General features: G+C 40.7%; 20 protein-coding genes. 11 read left to right on the forward strand and 9 right to left on the reverse strand.

The annotated features are described in order from the left end of the window. Positions 1–26 precede the first annotated feature (26 nt). The 3 genes from BP74_RS09255 to BP74_RS09265 all read left to right on the forward strand — a co-directional run bounded on the left by BP74_RS09255 (position 27) and on the right by BP74_RS09265 (position 1,444). Positions 27–383, forward strand: a complete 357-nt coding sequence (locus tag BP74_RS09255) for a hypothetical protein (RefSeq protein WP_496373342.1) — start codon at positions 27–29, stop codon at positions 381–383. Positions 384–453: 70 nt separating this feature from the next. Next, positions 454–975, forward strand: a complete 522-nt coding sequence (locus BP74_RS09260) for a hypothetical protein (RefSeq protein ID WP_496373344.1) — start codon at positions 454–456, stop codon at positions 973–975. Positions 976–1,054: 79 nt separating this feature from the next. Next, the gene (locus BP74_RS09265; RefSeq protein WP_496373346.1) at positions 1,055–1,444 is read left to right on the forward strand and encodes a GreA/GreB family elongation factor; all 390 of its coding nucleotides are present in this window, start codon (positions 1,055–1,057) and stop codon (positions 1,442–1,444) included. Positions 1,445–1,526: 82 nt separating this feature from the next. On the opposite strand, the gene BP74_RS09270 is transcribed toward BP74_RS09265, so the two are convergent. Continuing rightward, positions 1,527–3,797: a Tex family protein gene (locus BP74_RS09270; RefSeq protein ID WP_496373348.1), complete on the reverse strand. Its 2,271-nt coding sequence runs from the start codon at positions 3,795–3,797 to the stop codon at positions 1,527–1,529. Between the two features lie 164 nt (positions 3,798–3,961). Between BP74_RS09270 and BP74_RS09275 the strand changes: the two genes are divergently transcribed. Both BP74_RS09275 and BP74_RS09280 read left to right on the forward strand, forming a co-directional pair. After that, complete coding sequence (locus BP74_RS09275; protein WP_496373350.1) at positions 3,962–4,126, forward strand: hypothetical protein; 165 nt, start codon at positions 3,962–3,964, stop codon at positions 4,124–4,126. Between the two features lie 16 nt (positions 4,127–4,142). Next, positions 4,143–6,704: a zinc-dependent metalloprotease gene (locus BP74_RS09280; protein ID WP_496373352.1), complete on the forward strand. Its 2,562-nt coding sequence runs from the start codon at positions 4,143–4,145 to the stop codon at positions 6,702–6,704. 78 nt (positions 6,705–6,782) lie between these two features. Here BP74_RS09280 and BP74_RS09285 read toward each other — a convergent pair whose 3' ends face one another. After that, on the reverse strand, positions 6,783–8,453 hold the full coding sequence (locus BP74_RS09285; RefSeq protein WP_496373354.1) for a glutamine--tRNA ligase/YqeY domain fusion protein: 1,671 nt from the start codon (positions 8,451–8,453) through the stop codon (positions 6,783–6,785). Positions 8,454–8,547: 94 nt separating this feature from the next. On the opposite strand from BP74_RS09285, the gene BP74_RS09290 reads away from it, so the two are divergent. Then, the gene (locus tag BP74_RS09290; RefSeq protein WP_496373356.1) at positions 8,548–9,297 is read left to right on the forward strand and encodes a Mut7-C RNAse domain-containing protein; all 750 of its coding nucleotides are present in this window, start codon (positions 8,548–8,550) and stop codon (positions 9,295–9,297) included. Here BP74_RS09290 and BP74_RS09295 read toward each other — a convergent pair. Further along, positions 9,294–10,331 (reverse strand): transglutaminase domain-containing protein, encoded by a 1,038-nt coding sequence (locus BP74_RS09295; RefSeq protein WP_496373358.1) that lies wholly within the window; start codon positions 10,329–10,331, stop codon positions 9,294–9,296. The genes BP74_RS09290 and BP74_RS09295 overlap by 4 nt on opposite strands. A 289-nt stretch (positions 10,332–10,620) precedes the next feature. Between BP74_RS09295 and BP74_RS09300 the strand changes: the two genes are divergently transcribed. Both BP74_RS09300 and BP74_RS09305 read left to right on the forward strand, forming a co-directional pair. Continuing rightward, on the forward strand, positions 10,621–11,058 hold the full coding sequence (locus BP74_RS09300) for a hypothetical protein (protein WP_496373360.1): 438 nt from the start codon (positions 10,621–10,623) through the stop codon (positions 11,056–11,058). A 236-nt stretch (positions 11,059–11,294) separates the two neighbouring features. Then, positions 11,295–11,741, forward strand: coding sequence for a DUF5004 domain-containing protein (locus BP74_RS09305; RefSeq protein ID WP_496373362.1), 447 nt, complete (start codon positions 11,295–11,297; stop codon positions 11,739–11,741). A gap of 70 nt (positions 11,742–11,811) precedes the next feature. Here BP74_RS09305 and BP74_RS09310 read toward each other — a convergent pair whose 3' ends face one another. The 3 genes from BP74_RS09310 to BP74_RS09320 form a co-directional block, all read right to left on the reverse strand. After that, positions 11,812–12,669, reverse strand: coding sequence for a dienelactone hydrolase family protein (locus BP74_RS09310; RefSeq protein ID WP_496373364.1), 858 nt, complete (start codon positions 12,667–12,669; stop codon positions 11,812–11,814). A 159-nt stretch (positions 12,670–12,828) separates the two neighbouring features. Next, on the reverse strand, positions 12,829–13,242 hold the full coding sequence (locus BP74_RS09315; protein WP_496373366.1) for a hypothetical protein: 414 nt from the start codon (positions 13,240–13,242) through the stop codon (positions 12,829–12,831). Between the two features lie 75 nt (positions 13,243–13,317). Beyond that, positions 13,318–14,130, reverse strand: coding sequence for a class I SAM-dependent methyltransferase (locus tag BP74_RS09320; RefSeq protein ID WP_496373368.1), 813 nt, complete (start codon positions 14,128–14,130; stop codon positions 13,318–13,320). A 90-nt stretch (positions 14,131–14,220) separates the two neighbouring features. Here BP74_RS09320 and BP74_RS09325 point away from each other — a divergent pair, with 90 nt between their 5' ends. Next, positions 14,221–14,652 carry a GNAT family N-acetyltransferase gene (locus BP74_RS09325; RefSeq protein WP_496373370.1) on the forward strand — a complete coding sequence of 144 codons (432 nt, stop codon included), beginning with the start codon at positions 14,221–14,223 and terminating at the stop codon, positions 14,650–14,652. Positions 14,653–14,719: 67 nt separating this feature from the next. Next, entirely contained in the window at positions 14,720–15,226 is a 507-nt protein-coding gene (locus BP74_RS09330) for a hypothetical protein (protein WP_496373372.1), read from the forward strand. An 89-nt stretch (positions 15,227–15,315) separates the two neighbouring features. Here the strand turns inward: BP74_RS09330 and bshB1 are convergent, their stop codons facing one another. Further along, positions 15,316–16,044, reverse strand: coding sequence for a bacillithiol biosynthesis deacetylase BshB1 (bshB1, locus tag BP74_RS09335; protein ID WP_496373374.1), 729 nt, complete (start codon positions 16,042–16,044; stop codon positions 15,316–15,318). A gap of 637 nt (positions 16,045–16,681) precedes the next feature. Between bshB1 and BP74_RS09340 the strand changes: the two genes are divergently transcribed. Then, complete coding sequence (locus tag BP74_RS09340; RefSeq protein WP_496373376.1) at positions 16,682–17,284, forward strand: hypothetical protein; 603 nt, start codon at positions 16,682–16,684, stop codon at positions 17,282–17,284. Between the two features lie 305 nt (positions 17,285–17,589). Here the strand turns inward: BP74_RS09340 and BP74_RS09345 are convergent, their stop codons facing one another. After that, positions 17,590–18,258 (reverse strand): DUF4294 domain-containing protein, encoded by a 669-nt coding sequence (locus BP74_RS09345; RefSeq protein WP_496373378.1) that lies wholly within the window; start codon positions 18,256–18,258, stop codon positions 17,590–17,592. Between the two features lie 143 nt (positions 18,259–18,401). Continuing rightward, the gene (ccsA, locus tag BP74_RS09350; protein WP_496373380.1) at positions 18,402–20,975 is read right to left on the reverse strand and encodes a cytochrome c biogenesis protein CcsA; all 2,574 of its coding nucleotides are present in this window, start codon (positions 20,973–20,975) and stop codon (positions 18,402–18,404) included. Between the last annotated feature and the right edge of the window lie 3 nt (positions 20,976–20,978).

Here is a 20,978-nt window from a genome sequence, read left to right on the forward strand (position 1 = left end):
CTGTTTAAATACTTACATTTGCTACAATGCGGTTTTTGCTTTATATACTATTAGCTTCCTTTTACGTCATTAATCCTATACAGGTTAATGCAGGAGTGCTCCCTGTAACACAGGGTAAAATAGTATCTAAGGAGGTTAGCGATCAGCCTTCCGTTAGAAATGACAGGTTGAGTCAACAGCAGTTTGCCTCACTTACGGCTATTCCGCAAACGGGAATCCATTATTCTTCCTACCGTTACCATCCCTTTGAAAAGTATTTTCTGAAGGAAGTAGCGTTTGTAGATCATCCGGAAGACCCCCGTAAAATTGTAATTCCCGAAAGCATTGGATTCAATAAACCTATAAGTCTTCTTCTGCTTTTCCCCTATCATTACTTCTGGTAATAAAAGGTTATCGGCATATGCATATGTGTATTGCCTGGATTCAGATTCATTAACCTTTTAATTATTATTCATGTCAACAATACTTGTGGCATTGATCATCATTGCCATTATTGCAGCGGTCAGCTTTTTTTTGATTTATACCAGTAAACAACATCAAAAGAAAAAAACAGGCGCACTCCTGTCTATTTGCAGCCATATTGCTTCAGAGCACAATTTGAATTTTTCCAGCCAGGAGGTATCCGGGAGCCGGGTTATTGGCGTAGATGGAATCGCACGTAAATTACTTATAATAGAATACAGGGAAGATAAAATACTTGATACACTCATAGAACTGGAAGATGTAAAAAAATGTACGGTTAAAAAGAACTACAACCAGGTATCATTTACTGGCGGTGGCAATAAACCCGAATCCTTTCTTCAATCCATTACACTGGAATTTTCGTTCTGGAAAAACAGGGATGCTTTTGAGATTTCATTTTACGATAACATTTCCAATCATATTTATGAAATGTCCGAATTGGAACTCAAGGCCCGGGACTGGGAAAAAATGCTTTCCAAACTGTTACAAACAGAGGCAAGAGAAAGGGCCTGAACACACCACAATTATCTCTTTCCTTTAAAATTTACAGCGTAAGAAGTTGTAAGATTTAATTAAAATAAAATTCTCAATTATGCCAAGAGTAAAAAATCAATTATTGCTCAGAAAAGATGATTATAATATACTAATGGGCTGCATCAGGAGCAGCCATGGGAAGATTGCTTTTGATCAACAAAATATCCAGGAGCTGGAAATTGAATTGAAAAAAGCAAAACTTGTCCCCACTGACCAATTCCCGGAAAATGTAGTAGGACTTAATTCCAGGGTAATTATCATGGAAGATGATGGAAAACAAATGGAATTAATGGTTGTGATTCCCGAACAAGCCAATATCAAAGAGAAAAAAATTTCAGTTATGGCTCCTATAGGAACTGCTTTATTGGGTTTCAGGCAGGGTGAAAAAGTTGCCTGGGATGTTCCTTCCGGGAGAAAAACCTTTACCATTATGCGGGTTTTCAATTAAAACATTCCCTAAGTAAACAGTATAATTAGTATGGCTCCCGGTTGGGAGCCATTCTTGCATATCATTGTAATAAAAAACCATCTTAATCATTGAATTTTTTCTTTAGCTCCATAAGCTTGCTTTGAAAAGGGTTCAATGGTTCTGCCTTCTTTGGTGAAGGCTTGTTAACAAGTGTAGTCTTCCTTTCAAATCCTTCTTTTTTCCCCGGTGCTTCCGGCCTGTCACCATCTTTCATAGTTAATGCGATCCGCTTACGATTTACATCAACTTCCGTAATCGTCACAAACACTTTCTGATTCAGTTTCACTACTTCATTCGGATCAGAAATAAAACGATTGCTCAATTGCGAGAGATGAACCAATCCATCCTGTTTCACACCAATATCAACGAATGCACCGAAATTAGTGATGTTAGTCACTATACCTGGAACCTTCATTCCAATTTTAAGATCTCCTATAGATTTAATGGTTTCGTCGAACCTGAATTCTTCAATCTGTGCCCTGGGATCTCTCCCGGGCTTTTCCAATTCTTTCAATATGTCCTCAATTGTAAATTCACCAATGGTCTCAGTTATATATTGTTTGCGGTTGATCTGTTTTCTAAGTTCGGATTTCTTGATAAGATCTTCCAGTGTGGCTTGTACATCCTTAGCCATCCGTTCTACTACAGTGTAACTTTCCGGATGCACGGAAGAATTATCCAGTGGATTTTGCGCGCCAGGTATCCTCAGGAATCCTGCGCATTGTTCAAAAGTCTTAGGGCCCATTAAGGAAACTTTCTTCAATTCCTCCCTGCTTTTAAAAGCTGCATGCTGCATCCGGTATTGCACAATATTCCCTGCAAGTGTAGAGGTGATCCCGGATACATATTGTAATAAATGTTTGGAAGCTGTATTGACATCCACACCTACAAAGTTCACCGCACTTTCCACCACCCTGTCCAGTGCCTGCTTTAATTTTACCTGGTTCACGTCATGCTGGTATTGACCTACTCCTATTGATTTGGGATCGATCTTTACCAGCTCACTCAAAGGATCCAGTAATCTTCTTCCAATACTTACCGCACCCCGTACTGTAACATCCTGGTCAGGAAATTCTTCCCTGGCTACTTCTGAAGCAGAATATATAGATGCTCCGCTCTCATTCACCTGGAATACCATTACATGCTTGCCAAAGTCGATGCTTCGCACCAATTGTTCCGTTTCCCTTCCAGCTGTTCCATTGCCTATTCCTATTGCTTCGATCTGGTATTTATCAACGAGCCGCTTCAATTCAGCTACACTTTCCTGCCACTGGCTTTGGGGCGGGTGAGGGTAAATAGCAGTATTGTGCACCAGGTTGCCCTGGGCATCTAAACAAACCAGTTTACAACCCGTACGGTAACCAGGATCTAATGCCAACACTTTTTTAGAGCCCAGTGGTGAGGCTAATAATAACTGGCGCAAATTTTCTGTAAACACATGAATGGCCTCTTCATCTGCTTTATTCTTACTTAATAACCGGAATTCGTTCTCAATGGAAGATTTTAATAACCTGTTATAAGAATCTTCTATGGCTTTTTTCACTTCAGCTGATGCAGCATTAGAGGCTTTAACAAAAATGCGTTCCAACTCTTCTATTGCCAATTGTTTTTCAACACTGATATCCATCATCAGGAAACCTTCTTTTTCTCCGCGCCTGATGGCCAATAGCCTGTGTGAAGGACATTGAGAAAGTGATTCTTTACACTCGAAGTAATCCCTGTATTTCTGAGCATCTTCTTCATCTTTCTTCGTAGTTATAACTTTTGAAGAAACTGCAGCTGTTTCTGTAAAAAGCTGCCTGACCTTTGCCCTGGCCTGCTCATGCTCACTGATCCATTCAGCAATGATGTCCCTGGCACCTTGCAAGGCTTCCTTTGAATCCTTTACATCCTCCTTAATAAATTTAGAAGCTTCAGCCTCCACATCCAAAGCCATTTGTTCAAAAATGAGTTTTGCTAAAGGTTCAAGTCCTTTTTCAATAGCCTGTGAAGCCCTTGTTTTGCGTTTTGGCTTATAGGGAAGGTAAATATCTTCCAGTTCAGTAGCACTGTAACAATCCTCGATGCGTTTTTTTAATTCAGGCGTGAGTTTGCCCAACTCTTCTATCGTCTTTAGAACAGTTTCTTTTCGTTTATCCAGTTCCTTGAAATAACTGATCTCTTCCACCACGTTACCGATAACTACCTCATCCAGGTTGCCGGTAACTTCTTTACGATATCGGGCCATAAAAGGAATGGTAGCTCCTTCGCTTTGTAGCTGATCAATGCTATTGACCTGTTTCACTGACAAGTTCAATTTTCCTGCAATTTGTTGTATGTATTTAAGCTCCATTGCACATTTATTATAGGATATATTTATAAGGGCTGCAAATCTAAAGGAAGAGAGGAATAATAAAGTTTAGATTCTTTCGACAGGAGTTAGTATACCCAAATCAATCCTATAATCTTTCCATCGCATCCAACTAAGTGTATTCCTTTATTTTCAAACCTTTTCGTATGGAAAATTACACTAAAAGCAAAATGGAATACGACTTCTTCCCTATCAATCCTGCTTATTTGAAACTATTGTTAATAATGGTTAAAGTATCCCTGGTCATCGCATTTTTAAGTGCTTTTACTGTTGTAAATTTCCGTCCTCATATGACTGCCTCGTTTACCTAACAATTAAAAATAGCACATGAATCGTCGCGTTGCTGTTGCATTTGCAACCAGCTTACTGTTTTCATCTACCCTAATGTTTGCGCAGGAAACCCCTTCGCGTCCCGGGTCAGGAACTGTAACCCCGGGTAACTTTCCTGGTTCAGGCAGGAACAACACCAATAATACAGGTCCAAAACCTTATGCCGAGGTCATTACTTCAAAAGCCAAAACTGACAAGGGATTGTTTACCACGCACAGAGTGGAAGACAAATACTATTTTGATATTCCTGACTCCTTACTCAACCGCGAGATCCTTGTGGTAAACCGTATATCCAAAGCACCGGCTGGTGCCCGTGCAGGGTTTCTTGGTTATGCCGGCGACCAGATCTCTGACAATGTGATTTCCTTTGAAAAAGGTCCTAATAACAAAATATTCCTTCGCAATATTTCGTACCAGGAAGTGGGAAGAGATTCTGCCGGTATGTTTCAATCCGTTCGTAACTCCAACCTGCAGCCTATTGCAGCCTCTTTCGATATCAAGGCTTTTTCCCAGGATTCTGTTACGAAGTCCAAAGGATCTGTTATTGAAATGACAGATTATATTATGGGCGATAATGACGTTCTTTTCTTTGATGCCCGCACCAAAAGAGCACTTGGCCTAAATGCCTATCAAAAAGAAAATTCTTATATCAATGATGTAAGGTCTTTTCCAAAGAATATAGAAATTAAGACTGTTAAGACCTATATCCGCACACAAACACCGGCCTTTGGAAGCGCCCCGGCTGCATCCTTTGGTCCTTCATCCGGCACTCCTACCACTTTTGAACTGAATAGCTCCATGGTGTTGTTGCCTGCCATAGCTATGAAACCCCGCTATTTTGACCCAAGGGTAGGTTTTTTTGCCACAGGTTACACAGATTTTGATGCCAATCCCCAGGGAGTGGAAGAGATTAAAATGGTAACACGTTGGAGACTGGAACCTAAACCTGAAGATGTAGCTAAATATTTAAGAGGGGAATTGGTTGAACCTCAAAAACAGATCATTTATTATATTGATCCTGCTACCCCCAGGAAATGGGTACCCTACCTGATCGCCGGTGTGAATGACTGGAATGCAGCGTTTGAAAAGGCTGGATGGAAAAATGCGATCGTTGCCAAACTACCCCCCACTGATGATTCTTCCTGGAGCCTTGAAGGTGCAGGATATTCAGCTATTGTTTACAAACCCTCTGATGTAGCCAATGCCAGTGGACCCCACGTTCATGATCCAAGAAGTGGTGAGATTCTGGAATCTCATATCAACTGGTACCACAATGTTATGAACCTGGTACGTGACTGGTATTTTGTGCAAACTGCAGCCGTTGATCCACGTGCACGTTCACTGAGATTTCCTGACTCATTAATGGGTCAGTTGATACGGTTTGTCTCATCACATGAAGTTGGACATACGCTTGGTTTACGTCATAACTATGGATCCTCCTCAACTGTTCCCGTTGAGAACCTCCGTAACAAAGCCTGGGTTGAAGCTAACGGACATACACCCTCTATTATGGACTATGCCCGTTTTAACTATGTGGCACAACCCGAAGATCATATTTCTGAAGTTGGGCTATTTCCCCGTATAGGTGACTATGATAAATGGGCTATTGAATGGGGTTACAGGTGGACACCACCTGCTGTTTCACCAGACCAGGAAGTGGCGATCATGAACAAGAAAACAATAGAAAAGCTAAAAGACAAGCGCTATTGGTTTGGTACAGAAACAGATCCTGATGATCCACGCGCCCAGAATGAAGACCTTGGTGATAATGCGATTACCGCAAGTAATTATGGAATAAAGAACCTGAAGCGAATTGTGGTGCAATTACCCGAATGGACCAAAGAACCTAATAAAGATTATTCAGGATTAAATGAATTATATGGCCAGGTAGTAACCCAATTCAACAGGTACATGGGTCATGTGGCCAAAAATATTGGCGGTATAGAAACCACCCCTAAAATGGTGGAAGAACAGGGAACTGTCGTGGAATTTGTGTCGCGCAGTAAACAAAAAGAAGCTATGCAGTTTTTACAGTCACAGTTATTCCAAACACCTAAATGGATTGTTGACAATACGATTTCTGATTATACAGGAAGCAACAGGCTCACAACCATCAGCAATGTTCAAAACAACATATTAGGTCGCCTGATAAATAATAACACATTCAATAAGCTTTTCCGTTTTGAAGAAGAGAATAAAAATGCATACACAGCAACAGATATGCTTACGGACCTTAGGAAGGGCATTTGGAGTGAACTAGCTGTTCATCACCCCGTTGATATTTACCGCAGGAGCCTTCAAAAATCCTTTGTGGAGAGTTTGAATAAGATTATTAACCCGGACCAGTCCGGAGGATCACTTATTCTGACACCTATTGGTTTTTCATCACCTGCTACCAGCAGCAAAACCTCTGATGCTATTTCTATAGCAAAAGCCCAGTTAAGAACGCTTTCAGCAGAAATCAAGGCAGCTTTACCATCTTATAAAGATGCTAATACCAGGGCACATTTGATGGATGTCCAGGATCGTATTACTGAAGCATTGAATCCAAAAGATTAAGTTGTAGAAGTGATCAATATTAAAATAAAAAGCACCCGGAGATCCGGGTGCTTTTTATTTTTCGAGATAATTAGATGACTAGCTTTTTGAAGTTCCTGGCTGGCCAGGCTTCCATGAATCTTTCAGGTTCACTGTTCTATTGAACACCAACCTGCTATACGTATCCTTGTTATCTAGGGTAAAATAACCTTTACGAAGAAACTGGTAACGATCATTGATCCGGGCATTTTTTAATGCAGGTTCGGCAAAAGCTGTAGTCACTGTGTGCAGTGAATCATCATTGATATATTCTTTAAAGTCGCCTTCTTCACTGGAAGGATCCTCCACCTTGAATAAACGGTCATACAATCTAACTTCTGCAGTAACAGCATTCTTTACTTCCACCCAATGGAGCGTACCCTTTACATTAATACCGGAGGTATCATGCCCACTCCGGCTTTCAGGAATATAGCTGCAATGCACTTCTGTCACCTTTCCGGTATCATCCCTTACCACTTCATCACAACGGATAATGTAGGCGTATTTTAACCTCACCATCCCCCCAGGAAACAATCGGAAGTATTTCTTGGGAGGATTTTCCATAAAATCCTCTCTTTCTATATACAATTCTTTCCCAAAAGGAATTTTTCTTGACCCACTATTTTCATCTTCCGGGTTATCTTCTCCTTCCAGCCATTGTGTTTCACCGGTAAAATTGGTGATGATCACTTTCAATGGATCAAATACCACCATTCGTCGTAATGCTATTTTATTCAAATGTTCACGTACACAGAATTCAAGCAGGCCAACATCACTCACATTTTCCCTCTTGGCTATGCCTACACGGTCGCAAAAATCACGAATAGCCTCGGGGGTATATCCTCTCCTGCGCATCCCGCTGATGGTAGGCATTCTTGGATCATCCCAGCCATCCACATGTTTTTCATTCACCAGTTGAAGCAATTTCCTTTTACTCATTACCGTATAGGTCAGATTGCGCCTGGCAAATTCATATTGATGCGAGGGATATATCTCCAGTTTTTCAATCAGCCAGTTATATAACTCCCTGTGTGGTACAAACTCCAGTGTACAAATAGAATGGGTTACTTTTTCAATGCTGTCGCTTTGACCATGGGCAAAATCATACATTGGGTAAATGCACCATTTATCACCTGTTCTGTGGTGATGGGCATGCTTAATCCGGTATAATACCGGGTCCCTCATCAGCATGTTAGGATGCGCCATATCGATCTTTGCTCTCAATGTCTTGCTGCCATCAGGAAATTCACCAGCTTTCATCCGTTGAAAAAGATCCAAATTCTCTTCGATACTGCGGTCCCGGAACCTGCTGTTTTTCCCGGGTTCAGTGGGGGTACCTTTCAGGGAAGCTATTTCTTCAGAGCTGGAATCATCTACATATGCAAGTCCTTTATTAATAAGCTTTATCGCATATGCATACAATTCATCAAAATAATCAGAAGCATAATGTTCATTTTGCCATTCAAAACCCAACCAACGGATGTCTTCCTTGATACTATCCACATATTCTGTTTCTTCCGTCACCGGGTTGGTATCATCAAATCTTAGGTTGGTGTACCCCGGGAACTTCTTTGTCAGGCCAAAATTCAGGCAAATGCTGGTAGCATGCCCCATATGCAGGTAGCCATTTGGTTCAGGGGGAAACCTGGTAACAATAGATTTATACCTGCCGCTTTCCAGGTCTTCTTCAATGATTTCTTCAATAAAATTCAAATGCTTTTCTTCACTCATACTAATTTATTGTAACGGCGACAAAGATAAGCCTATAGGACGTATAGGTGTTACCGCGAAAACAACACCCAACCCAGGTAAAAAATTTTGGGATTTGCTGGATTACTATTTGCAGGATCTTACATATATCATAGTTTGTTGCAGTATGAATAATGCCAGCTTTTATTTCCATGGAAATCTCATAGATTTTATTGCTACACTTGAAAAGAAAGGCCTCATTCATTACTCTTTTACGGGTAGGCCATCTATTAAAGACGCCATTGAATCAATTGGTATACCTCACACCGAGGTAAAAGAAATTTCCACCAGGGGACATACTTTATCTATAACCGAAAAATTATATGACGGAAATTACATTGAAGTATACCCTTTTAATGAAATACAGGATTCCCCGGATAAATTCATTCTTGATGTTCATTTAGGCAAACTGGCGCGTCTCATAAGACTCATGGGATTCGATGTACTTTATGAAAATCATTATTCGGATAAAGACATTATCAACTTTATTATAAAAGAACAAAGAGTTGTTCTTACAAGGGATAAAGGCTTATTAAAACACAAAGTTGTATTGTGGGGATACTGGCTTCGATCTCAGGATCCTTATGAACAACTCAAAGAAGTGTTTCACAGGTATCAATTAAAGAAAAATATGCAGGCTTTCTCTCGTTGTCTGTTATGCAATGGCCTGCTCCATTCAATCGAAAAAGAAAAAGTAGAGCAAGTATTACCTACCCGGACAAAACTATTCTTCCATGAATTTTATCAATGCCAGGATTGTGGTAAAGTGTATTGGAAGGGATCACATTATGAGAGGATGCTTCAACAAATCCAGGGCATCATTTAATTATCTTGCTGTCCTTTTGCTCTTACAGCCAGTGCGCTTTTCAATTGTAACCTGTAGCGCATGATCACATCATTGTTATACATCACATTGATCCATTGCACGAATGGAGAATCAACATGGAAAGAATATTTCAAAGAATGGGCAGTACTATCAGATGCGGTCAGGTAGACAGCATTAACTACCCGCCCGATAATGGAAGAATCAAAAAATGGATCAGGAGAAATATGTTTATCCCTCGCTTTATTGCCAACAGTTATTTCTATATGTATTGTATCGCCCATAAATGCTTCCAGAATTCCATTTGACGGGTAAAAACTTCCTATACTGTACTTTACAAAAGATTTGCAGTGAAACGGCATTTTCCGGAACTCGGGAATTGATGGAGGGTTGTCTATCAGGGTCCAATTTAAATCTTCTGGATAATGATCACGAATAAACTGTTCAGGGGGTGTTAGGAAATAGGTATCGTCTATCCGTTGTACATATTGATCAGAGTAAGTGAAATAACCACTTGCCCAGGTTACGTCCAGCAATCGCCACACACTGTCAATCATCACCGCATTCCATGAATGATTGGACCTGAACCTACGATCAGTTTGCCCATATGCCCGGGCATAACCAGATATGATCTCAGAGCGCAGGCCGGCATAATCACATAAGGTTTTAAACAATTTCGCATATCCATCACAGACAGCTGTACGTTTTTTAAGCACCTTAATGGCTGTCATCTCTGTGGCAGTCTTCCATTCCATTGCCGTGTCTTCAGGTTCTGGTGTATATTTGGTTGAATTATTCCTGCGCTGGCTGCCAAGAACCAATGTATTATAAGAAATATGTTGGGCTACCCAACTAAAAATAGCGCGGACCTTTTCAATCTCTTTAGAATAGGGCATTGTCAATAGCCTTGACAAAGAATCTGGTGTTGGTGCATCGATCGCTGCCACCCTCCAGTCAATACCACTAAATCCTGTAAGCGATTGAGCACTTACAGAAGCAACAACAATTAAAAAAAATATACTGAACAAAAGCTTCATACGCCAATAACCGCATTCTTAATCTATGTTCCTGCAATTTCGCTCTTATTTTAAAGTTACTCAAGATTTTAACAACCCCAGATGAGGCTTATAAATGGTCATATTCACAGATGACCGGCAGCACTAATTTACTGTTAAATGAATTAACATGCTTCATCCGCAAAAAACTACACTTCGTCCATCCTTCTATTTACTTCGGATTATTTCCACACAAACTTTGTAACCAGATATGAGAACAATACGTCTCACATTTAAACAAACAAATTTTAAACAACCTAAACTCAATTTTATGAAACGGATCATTATCACCCTTACACTAGTATTTGCACTGGGATCTACCTATAGTTTTGCCAGTGACGTAAAAGTTTCGAGCACAGTTATCCAATCCTTTAAAGCCAGGTTTGCTGATGCAGAAAATATATCCTGGTCTGTGACCAATGGATTTTATGTTGCCGAATTTACTTCGGAGGACAAAAAACAATATGCCTATTTTAATCCTGCAGGTGAATTAACTGTAGTTGCAGAACCATTAACCGTTAACCAGTTAACTAAAAAGCAACAAGCCAACCTGCACAAAGACTATAGCAATTACGCTATTGTAGATGTTTATAAATTAACGGACAATGATGATGTGAAATATTTTGTTGTGGTAGAAGATGCTTCTAAAAAGATCATTTTAAAGACAACCACCAGTTCCTGGGATGTAGTACAAACTACCAGTAAATAATACACCTCTGCATATAAAATCAAGACCCTGGTCTATGACCAGGGTTTTTTTATTGAATGCACCCCATCTCTGTAGCGCGAGATAATTAATATAGCTATGAGCTAATAGAATTAACCTGCAGGGTATTGTGTTAAAATGAAGAAGTAATGTTAAAAAGAGGAGTTGAAATAGGTCACATTAATCCTCCCGTTTAATTGCAAGTCATAATCCTTTAACCAAGCCTTAAATGGAAGAATATGCGGAAGAATACAATTTTACTAACATTTTCGTTGTTAAGCACCTTATTTGTTTTCACCAACTGTACCAAGCAGGATACAGTTACTAACACCAACCAGATCCAGGGAACCTGGATCGTCACAGGGATCAATTCTGATTATCCTTATGACTGGAATAATGATGGATATACCGAAACGGATATTTTCAGCACCTATAGCTACTGCCAAAGAGATATTTCTTTAAATTTCCAGCAAAGTGGTTATGGCCAGTCAAGACAGGGATGTGATGCACCAATTGAAAATATGAACTGGCAACTTTCTAATAATCGCCTTGATATTTCTATACCTTCTGGCGATATCAATCTTACCATTACGCAATTCGATGGAAGTACCCTACGTGGTTATGACCAGGTAAATGTGAATGGAAGAACCTATAATATCAATTATACTTTAAGCAAACGCTATTAAGCAACCTGGTAAAAAAGAAAAGCTTATGTAATGGTCTGTAATCACTACATAAGCTTTCCGATATTATTTATCAATGAAATATTGTGGCGAAAAATGCTTTCATATCATTCCAGGAAGCACTATCCGCAGCAGCGTTATATTTAATCGGCATTTTAAACCGCTCTCCATTTTTGGTGGCTTCAGGGTTGGTAAAAGCATGTGTGGCATCCGGATATGCTTTAAAAGTGTAATCGGCGCCTATTGAATCCATGCTTTTACGGAAGGCCTCTACCTGTGATTGAGGAACAAAGCTATCAGCGGCACCATGACATACGAGGATCTTTGCTTTCAATAGATCTTTTCTTGCAGGAGCCCCTTCCAAACCTCCGTGAAAACTTACTACCCCATCAAAATCAGAGCCCAGTTTAGCAGCATTCAAAACAACAGAACCTCCAAAACAATAACCAATAGCTGCTGTTTGAGAAGTGTCAGCCTGTGGATAGGTCTTTGCTTTGGATAAGGCTGCCTCCAGCCTTTCTTTTCCCAATTTTGGATCTTTATAAAATGGTGCGGTTGCCTTCTGGGCTTCTTCAGGATTGTCCGCTGTCTTTCCATCTCCATACATATCGGCGGTCATCGCCAGGTATCCCAGCTGCGCCAACTGTTTAGCACGCATTCTTGGATAATCAGTTAACCCCCACCATTCCGGCACCACAAGCACTATTGGCCTTTTCCCCTGCTTTGATTCATCATAGGCTATATAACCCTTTAATTTTGTTCCGTTGGAAGTATATTCCACAGCCTCCTCTTTGATGTTGGCACTATCTGAAATTTGTTTCTGCATGCTATCCTTTTTATTCTCAGCATTCTTTTCCTCAGTATTAGCATTGTTATTACATGATAACAAACAAATGGTAAGTCCCAGTGAAAGGGCAAAAGAAAATTTCATACCGTTGATTTTATTGGTTTTATGGTGAAACGAATAAGTAACCATAAAGTTCAGGAATTACAATAATTCAATAACGGATATATTTAAACGAAAGAGGCTTATAAAGAAAGATAGCCATGCATTCCCTGAACACATGGCTATCCTGTTGCTCACTGAAAACTAATCAAGTTTACCCTGCGTCACTTTTTTATGGATCTCCACTTCCTTCATAAACTCCCCTGTATCATCATCTGCATATAAACCATAGGCATCCACTAATGTCCCTTTATTTCCATCTGCCGTTTCTATGGCATATAATACGGACATATCATCAGGGTTAGATATGCCTTCAAACCTAAAAAAATTGGCTGCCATCACATCCTTGGCCTTATATTTCTTTTTACTGTCCTTTATTGACAACAGTTTCCCCTTCTCCACCCTGAACTGATCTGTATAACCTTTTGTTTCCAGTCGTTTCAGGCAAGATTCCATATCCGTCATTTCGGTAGCACTGTCATTGGCCTCAGTATATTTTTCACTTCTTGTCTCCTTTATATTTGTGGAGTCCAAATGCTCTTTATCTGCTATTCGCATAAAAATGGGTTTTGATGCCATAACAGTTACCAAAATAATGCCTGTACATAAATTGGGGAATAGTGAACCACAATATCATTTTATCTTATCCGCTTCAATCACCAGGGCTTGCAAAGGCATTGCTGAACCATACTGTTCTATTTGTTGATTTAATTTTTCCCGGAGTCTTAAACGCACCTGGTCCCGAAGGGCATGTGGCTTGTCGGAAAGGAAAGAACTTAGTGGAGATCCATCTACAAATCCAATGATCACTTCATCAACATTATTTAAATGGGTGAGCTTTGGAACTATATCAATAGAAATATTATGAAAACCTGCATGCTGAAGGCTTTTTTTGATCTCATCTTTATCAAAATAAGAGTAGGGACCCTTTTTTAAAAAATCCGGGGCTTCTTCTTTAAACAGCTCATCCATAACCTGGTTCAATATGAAAACCCTTGGATTATGAATCATGTCATCCCAGACACTGAAAATATATTTGCCCCCAGGTTGCATAACTCTATAAGTCTCCCGGAATGCATCTGATTTATCAGGGAAAAACATGACCCCAAACTGGCAGATCACATGATCAAAGCTATTCGCATCAAATGGTAATTGCTGTGCATCTGCCACCTGCCACTGCACCCGTTCATCTGATACCTGCGTTTTTGCCTGGGCTATCATATCAGGGTTCAGATCAGAAGCGACCAGCCTTCCGTCCGCTTCTACTAATTTCGTTAAGTGGCGGGTAACTCTTCCAGTTCCACAAGCTATTTCCAACACTTGTTTCAACTGATCATTTTTAAGTCGTTCAACCAGGTCTAAAGCATAAGGTTCAAACAACAATGGGCCAAGGTATCTATCGTAATTGGCAGGCACAGAGCCTGCAAATGCGGTTAAGGATGACATAAGTAGTAAGTTTTAATTTGGTAAGCAATCGTGTTCAAGGAGCGTTACAGCTTGTGCAAAACTATACATTTGCAATTTGACGAGAACCAAATGACTATCAGAATAATTAGCCAGGACACAGCGGAATACCAACAAATGGTTGCATTACGAATAACGGCGCTACTGGAACCAATTGGAGTTCCTGCAAACTATATAGTGCCTGAAAAAGAAAAAGATGACATTTTGATAGCAGCCCTGGATGGAGAAGAACTGATAGGTTGTTGCATCCTGACTTCCCCCGGTAAGGGACAGGTGCAATTAAGACAAATGGCAGTAAGGCCCGACTACCAGGGCAAACGCATAGGTGCACAAATCATAAACTTTGCAGAAAACATTGCCAGGGAGAAAGGATTTAGAATTCTTACCATGAATGCAAGAAACCCTGTAATTGGTTTTTATGAAAAATGTGGTTATGAAATAGCTGGAAACGAATTTTTTGAAGTTGGTATTGCTCACCATAAAATGCAAAAGAAACTGGCTTAATACCATTCATGTAATAAACGGTTTATTTCTTAATCGTATTGGGTAGATTGAATAACAAACTGCTGTTATGAAATTCCTTTTACTAATGGTTTCAACTTTGCTGGCAGCAAATGTCCTGGCACAAAATCCTTCAACCATTCCCTGTTCCGCACCCGAAGCCTCTCAATTTGATTTTTGGATTGGTAGCTGGATAGCCACCTGGGCTGACACTATTCATGGTACCAATACCATTGAAAAGAAGTTTGGTAACTGCACAGTGCACGAAAATTTTTTTGATCCCAACAGCAATTTCCATGGAGAAAGCTGGAGTGTTTACAATCCTTCTGCCAAACAATGGAACCAAACCTGGGTAGATGATAAAGGAGGTTACATCGCTTTGACAGGTGGAATGGAAGAAGGAAAAATGATCTTAAAAACAGGTGAAAAACAAAAACCAAAAGGCATACAGCAGATGCGCATGGTCTATTACAATATTCGTCCCGATTCATTCGACTGGAGCTGGGAATCATCCTCTGATGGAGGCCTTACCTGGAAACCTTCATGGCAAATACACTATGACAGAAAGAAATCTTAATACTACATCCGAATTTATAGTGCATTTTTAAAGATAAATCATCATCTTCCCGGCTACCATCACACTCAAAACATATATTCCAAAAGTCTTTAGGTTTCATATAAGACCAGCGCATCTAATCCAGACAAGCCAATACTTTTCTTGGATATAAATCCTTCCCCATATTTTACTCCTATTCTTTTACCCAGGAGCCTTGCCCTGGAAACAATAGCTTCCATAAACTCAGGTTTGGACAAATAGCTTTGGGGTTCCGTACTTTCAGGATCGTGAAACTGGGTTTTGTAAGCTTTAATCGATTCCATGCGTTGTTCCCAAACATCACTAACATCAATAATGATATCTGGTTCATAAAAACGATCCTGTATATAATGCAGCAGCATTTTAGGACGCCATTTTTCCTGCTCCTTCCCTTCATATTCTGTTTTCACCTGGCGCAAACCCGACAAGAAACAGGCATCATACGTCAGCCAACCACCCTTTCCATGATCAGGGTGCCTGTCCTCAAGGATATTCCCAATGACGATTTCTGGCTGGTATTTACGTATCATTTTTACCAGTTCCAACTGGTGTGCTTCATCATTCACAAAGAAACCATCACGCATTTTCAGGTTTTCCCTGGCCGAAACGCCCATGATGCGGGCTGCATCTGCGGCTTCCTGGTACCTTGTTTCTATGGTTCCCCTTGTTCCCAGTTCTCCCTGGGTCAGGTCAATTATACCTACTTTCTTTCCTCTCTTTATTTCATTGATCAAAGTTCCGGAGCATCCCAATTCCACATCATCAGGGTGAGATCCAACCGCCAAGACATCCAATTTCATGGCGGAAAGATAAGAAAACTGGTATTTCCTGTTTTTTTGACTGTTTATAGATTACCAAAACAAACAACAAGCTGTTAATTCAAATCTTTACCAAACAAGTTCATGAAGTAAAATAATTCAATTACTAAAATTCATATGCTGCCTATTAATCCTTTTTTAACATCCCCTTTCCCATATCACTTTAGGGCTATAGGTAGACTTTCCCCCTATCTACGCCCTATCTACGCCCTATCTGCGGTATAGATACTGCGTGATCATCACGCAGTATCTATACCGTAGCTATACTGCAGCTAGAGCGTTGGTATACTGTAGATAGGAAGAAGGGTGGGAATATCGAACAGATGAACAAGGAATATTGAATGATGAAGTGGGGTTAGGTTGGAGAGGCATTGTTTATAGCTGTCTAGGCTTAGGTTGAAGGAGGAAGAATGCTCAATGAGCAATGCTCAATTTTCAATGTTCAATGAGAGAAAAAGAAGTAAGGATCAATTGGTTAGAGAGGAAAACGGACAAAACCGGCCAATATGGCCAAAAGCGGACAAAACCGGTCAAATCGGCCAAAAGCGGCCAAAACGGACATAGGGGTTTTGAACTGAGAGGGATTTTCAAAAACTTGCAGCTATAAAACCAATATCATATGGCAAAGCAAGTAGGCTACATCAAGGCAATAGGTACAGTGGATGATAACGTGAACTTTTATTATGACCCTGAATGGGGCTACCTGGTAAGACTGCTGCCCGGAGTGGATTCAAAGCGCTACTGGAGTGATCCTGCCTTTGAAGGAAGCCGCAGAAGCGCAGAAAGGTTTGGTACAGGCAATATCATGTCTTCGATCATCTACCACTTTGTACCGGTTAAAAGAAGGTACAGGCAGTTGTTTAAACAGGTAAGGACCATAGCCATTGTTTGCCTGAAGCACGGAATGGCTAAAGGGGATGTATTTACTGCCCTGTACCATTTCCTGGAAGAGCAAAAGCGTATCTCCCTTACCCAGGAGCAGTTTACCCTATTGCTCTCTTCCTTTGAACAGGAACTGGATCAAAGGCTGAAAGAGCCAAAGCCCGAAAAGGTAAAGAAGCTAAAGAATAAGCTGGATATTAAAGTTCAGGCACCACTCAGTGATGATGACAAGGAGTTCATGGAGCTATACATGAATGACTATGATTGGAAGGTGAGGTTTGAGGGAGATTTTCCACCGGATTATATGATTCCGTTTTTTCTCCTTAAACATGCTGTTTAAGCGTTTCTGGTTTTTAGTTTTTCGTTTCTGGTTCTTTAGGTCTGGGCAGGACTATTGGGTGCAATCATACATTAGGTCAATTAATGGTTTTAGGTCATAGAGCATTATTAGTTGCAGGCAAGCTATTACTTCAAGCTACTTTTACTATACCTATCAAAGTAGCAACCTAACCGCAATATATAAACGAACATGATGTCATCCTGGTGAAGGAAGGACTTTGAACTGGATTAGAGCGGCATATTTGATACTAAAATAACGGCATAGTATAAAGGACCTGTGGGCAAATGTTGCTTTTGACTTCCACCCTATCTCCCAGGCCGGTATCCGGGTTTGTAAGCATTATTATACCATGAACCATTAATTTCCTGTACTATGGCATCGATCTGGCGATCGGTAGGATTTGTCTGGATATCAAATTCCTGTTTTAGACTACTTCCAAAAAAGAAAGCAACAGTCTGGTATAACCGTGCATTAAAACCACCACGGTATTCTTTGATGATCTCATAACAATTATTACCAGTTTCACGGTAAATTAATTTCATGAGCACTTTTCCCTGGTATACAGAAAGATTGGAAAGCGGTTCAGTAAATCTATCTTTTAACTCTTTTTCCCTTGTTTTAATATAAGCTTTCCGGTCTTTTTTAGAGTTCACACCCACCAATTGATTATTTACATCATTGATAATAACGGCCGCAGATTTTGCATAAGGCAGCGTAACATATACGGCATTTCGTAACCTGTTATACGCCGCTAATACCTTGGCCAGGTCATCAGGGGAAAGCTTGGAGATATAGACCATATCCATTTCACCATAAGGCATCCACTCGCCATTGTAATAGATCGCTGGAACCATAATGGTATCATTGGCGCCCCACTTGGAAGGATTGGGATGAGTGGAATCCTCCTGAGCCCTGCAAACCTGTGTTGTGCCTACCAGGATAAAAAAAATGAGTATGGAGAAGATCCGGGGCATATTTAAATATACAAATGAATTTTGCCTTTTAAAACAGACAAGCAAGTTAAAAGAAACGCTGTTTAAAAAAGGCTAAATTTCCCTGTAATCAGCCTGGAAGTTTGAATAATCTTTTTCGCATTGAATGATGCGTTCATGGAGGTTTACGCCTCAAATGCCTGCTCCTGTACCCCTGCCATCTTTACCCCTTTTTCCTTCCCGGTAGGTTTTTTCCGGTTATTCTGGATGCCCCAGGCCATGCTGATCATAAAACCCAGGACCATAAGCACGGTTCCCAGCCAAAGAAGGTTGATAAAAGGAAATTTATAGGCCTTAAGTGTAACATATTGCATAATGGCATCCGACTCTTTCAATCCCAGTGTGATCTTTTTACCGTCAACCTTCTGCAACTGCATCACCAGGCTTTCCTGGAGTACCGTATCCGGTTGGGTAAAAACGGTTCCTTTCAGGTTGATGACTGTAGGTTTTACTGTAAAAATGGAAGAGGTCTTGGAGATCACCTTAATGGTTGCTACGGAAGCGCTGTCATTAGCTCCAAATTCTACCCCTGGAATATTTTTAATAGAAGAAACATCCTCCAGTACTGCAAAGCCTTTAGAATAAAAAACAGTATCTCCTATTGCCACTTCTCTTGATTTGAATGAAGTTGTATCCTCATTTGCCTTTGAAGGATCCGGAAGGGATGTGATATAGGTAAATATGTCGTGTGTGAGGTAATGCTTGGCATCAGGATTCGCCATCAGCCCTTCGTTACCCTTATAGTTAACGAATGCATTAGGCGCAAGAGAGAAGCTTTCCCTGCCATCTTTTTCAAACTTCAGATGATAGAACCACAATGGTTTTTTAGGATGCGCAGAGTCCTTGTCATAAGTTACAGTGAACTCTCCCATCTTTGTGGGCACACCTTTGATCAGCGTGAGGTTTTCTCCTGGTTTTTCTTTACTTCCCTCACCAAAGTTCAGGAAGATGCCGGTAGTGTTATGAGATATGACCTCTTTTTTGGATGAAGAGATGAGGATACCGGTAAGCATCATGGCAAAGCCCACGTGGGCAATAGCGCCTCCGGCCTTTTTAAGCACCCCTTTTTGACCGGTAAAAATATAACTGCCGTTGGCTATCAATGAATAAACAGAAGCGAGTAAAGCCAGCCAGATGGCTCCGAGATAGCCAATGCCATGTTCCCTGTAATCGATATTGCCAAATGCCAGGATCAATCCACCTGCTACCAACCCGATTACTGCAGGAACAACCATCTTTTTGAAAAAGGGCTTACCTGTGGTCTTGTATTTCAAATACATACCGATGGCTGTAAGTGAGCCAATGATAATCGCAACAAAGATCTGGATGCGGTTGTAGGCAAAAGCGGCATCTTCTCCCACAGCAAAAGCTTTAAACGTCTTTGCATTACCGGTAAATAAACCAGCTATCTTGTTAAACACCGGAATGGAGGTCATGGCAATGATCACAATAGCTGAAAGAAATAAGACCAGCGAGCCAATGAACATCCAGAATTCCCTGGAAGAACCTTCCTCTTCTTTCGCAATAAAAGGAATTCGTTTATACCTGTTGAAAAAAAGTATAAAGGAAGGAAGCAGAAATACCAGCAACAACCCCCGCAGGTGCCATTTGGTAATGCCTTCTCCCGTGAAGGCATGTACTGAAGTATCCTGCAAGTCGCCACTACGTGTGAGATAAGTGGAATATAGAACCAGGACAAAGGCCAGAATTAAAAAGAGGTTCGTTGTCCGTAAAGCATTACCTGTATGTCGGTAAATGAGCAGTGTATGAACACCTGCCACTAATACCATCCATGGGACAAGTGAAGCATTTTCTACGGGGTCCCATGCCCAGTAGCCACCAAAGTTCAGGGATTCGTAAGCCCAGGCTGCACCCATCATAATTCCGAGCCCGAGTATTCCTGCTGAAAACAGCGCCCAGGGAAGTGCGGGCCTGGTCCATTCCGTAAATCTTTTGGTCCATAATCCGCCAATGGCGAATGCAAAAGGAACTATAGTAGAAGCGAAACCTAAAAATAAAACAGGGGGATGTATAACCATCCAGTAATTCTGTAACAGGGGATTCAGATCATTACCATCTTTAATAAGAGAGAGATAATCCTGACGCATTAAACCATCTGCGCCATAAAATACGGGGGCATTGTCAAGCACTCCGGAATTCCGCAGCAGGATAAAAGGATTGGAGCCTGATTTAAGCCCAAAGAAGCTAACTCCCAACAACATGGTGGCCAGGCAGAACTGGGCAAAGCTGATCACGGTCATCACAGGGCCTTCCCATTCTTTTTCGCGCCAGATAATTACCAGGCCAAGTACACAATGCCATATGCTCCATAAAAGGAAACTACCTTCCTGTCCCTCCCAAAAGCAGCTTAACAGGTATTTCATCTCCAAAGACAAACTGCTATGCTGCCAGGCGTATTTGTATTCAAAAAGGTGGTTACTGATAATGTAGAATAATGTCACAAATACCGCAAAAACAGATATAGCTTCTGTGATAAAGAAGATCCTGGCCAGTTTTCTCCATGCGGGATTGACTGCAAAGCCTCCAGCACCTTTCAGTGCATCGCCAGCATTATAGAAGGAGCTTTTTTGAACACTCAAAAAATAACTGACAGTGGCACCGATAGAAGCAACGAGAGAAAGGAGTAAAAAAAAGTGGCCCAACTGGCCGGGCAATAAATGCTCACCAATAAAATTCATTCC

This window comes from Flavisolibacter ginsengiterrae DSM 18136, from assembly GCF_059568575.1.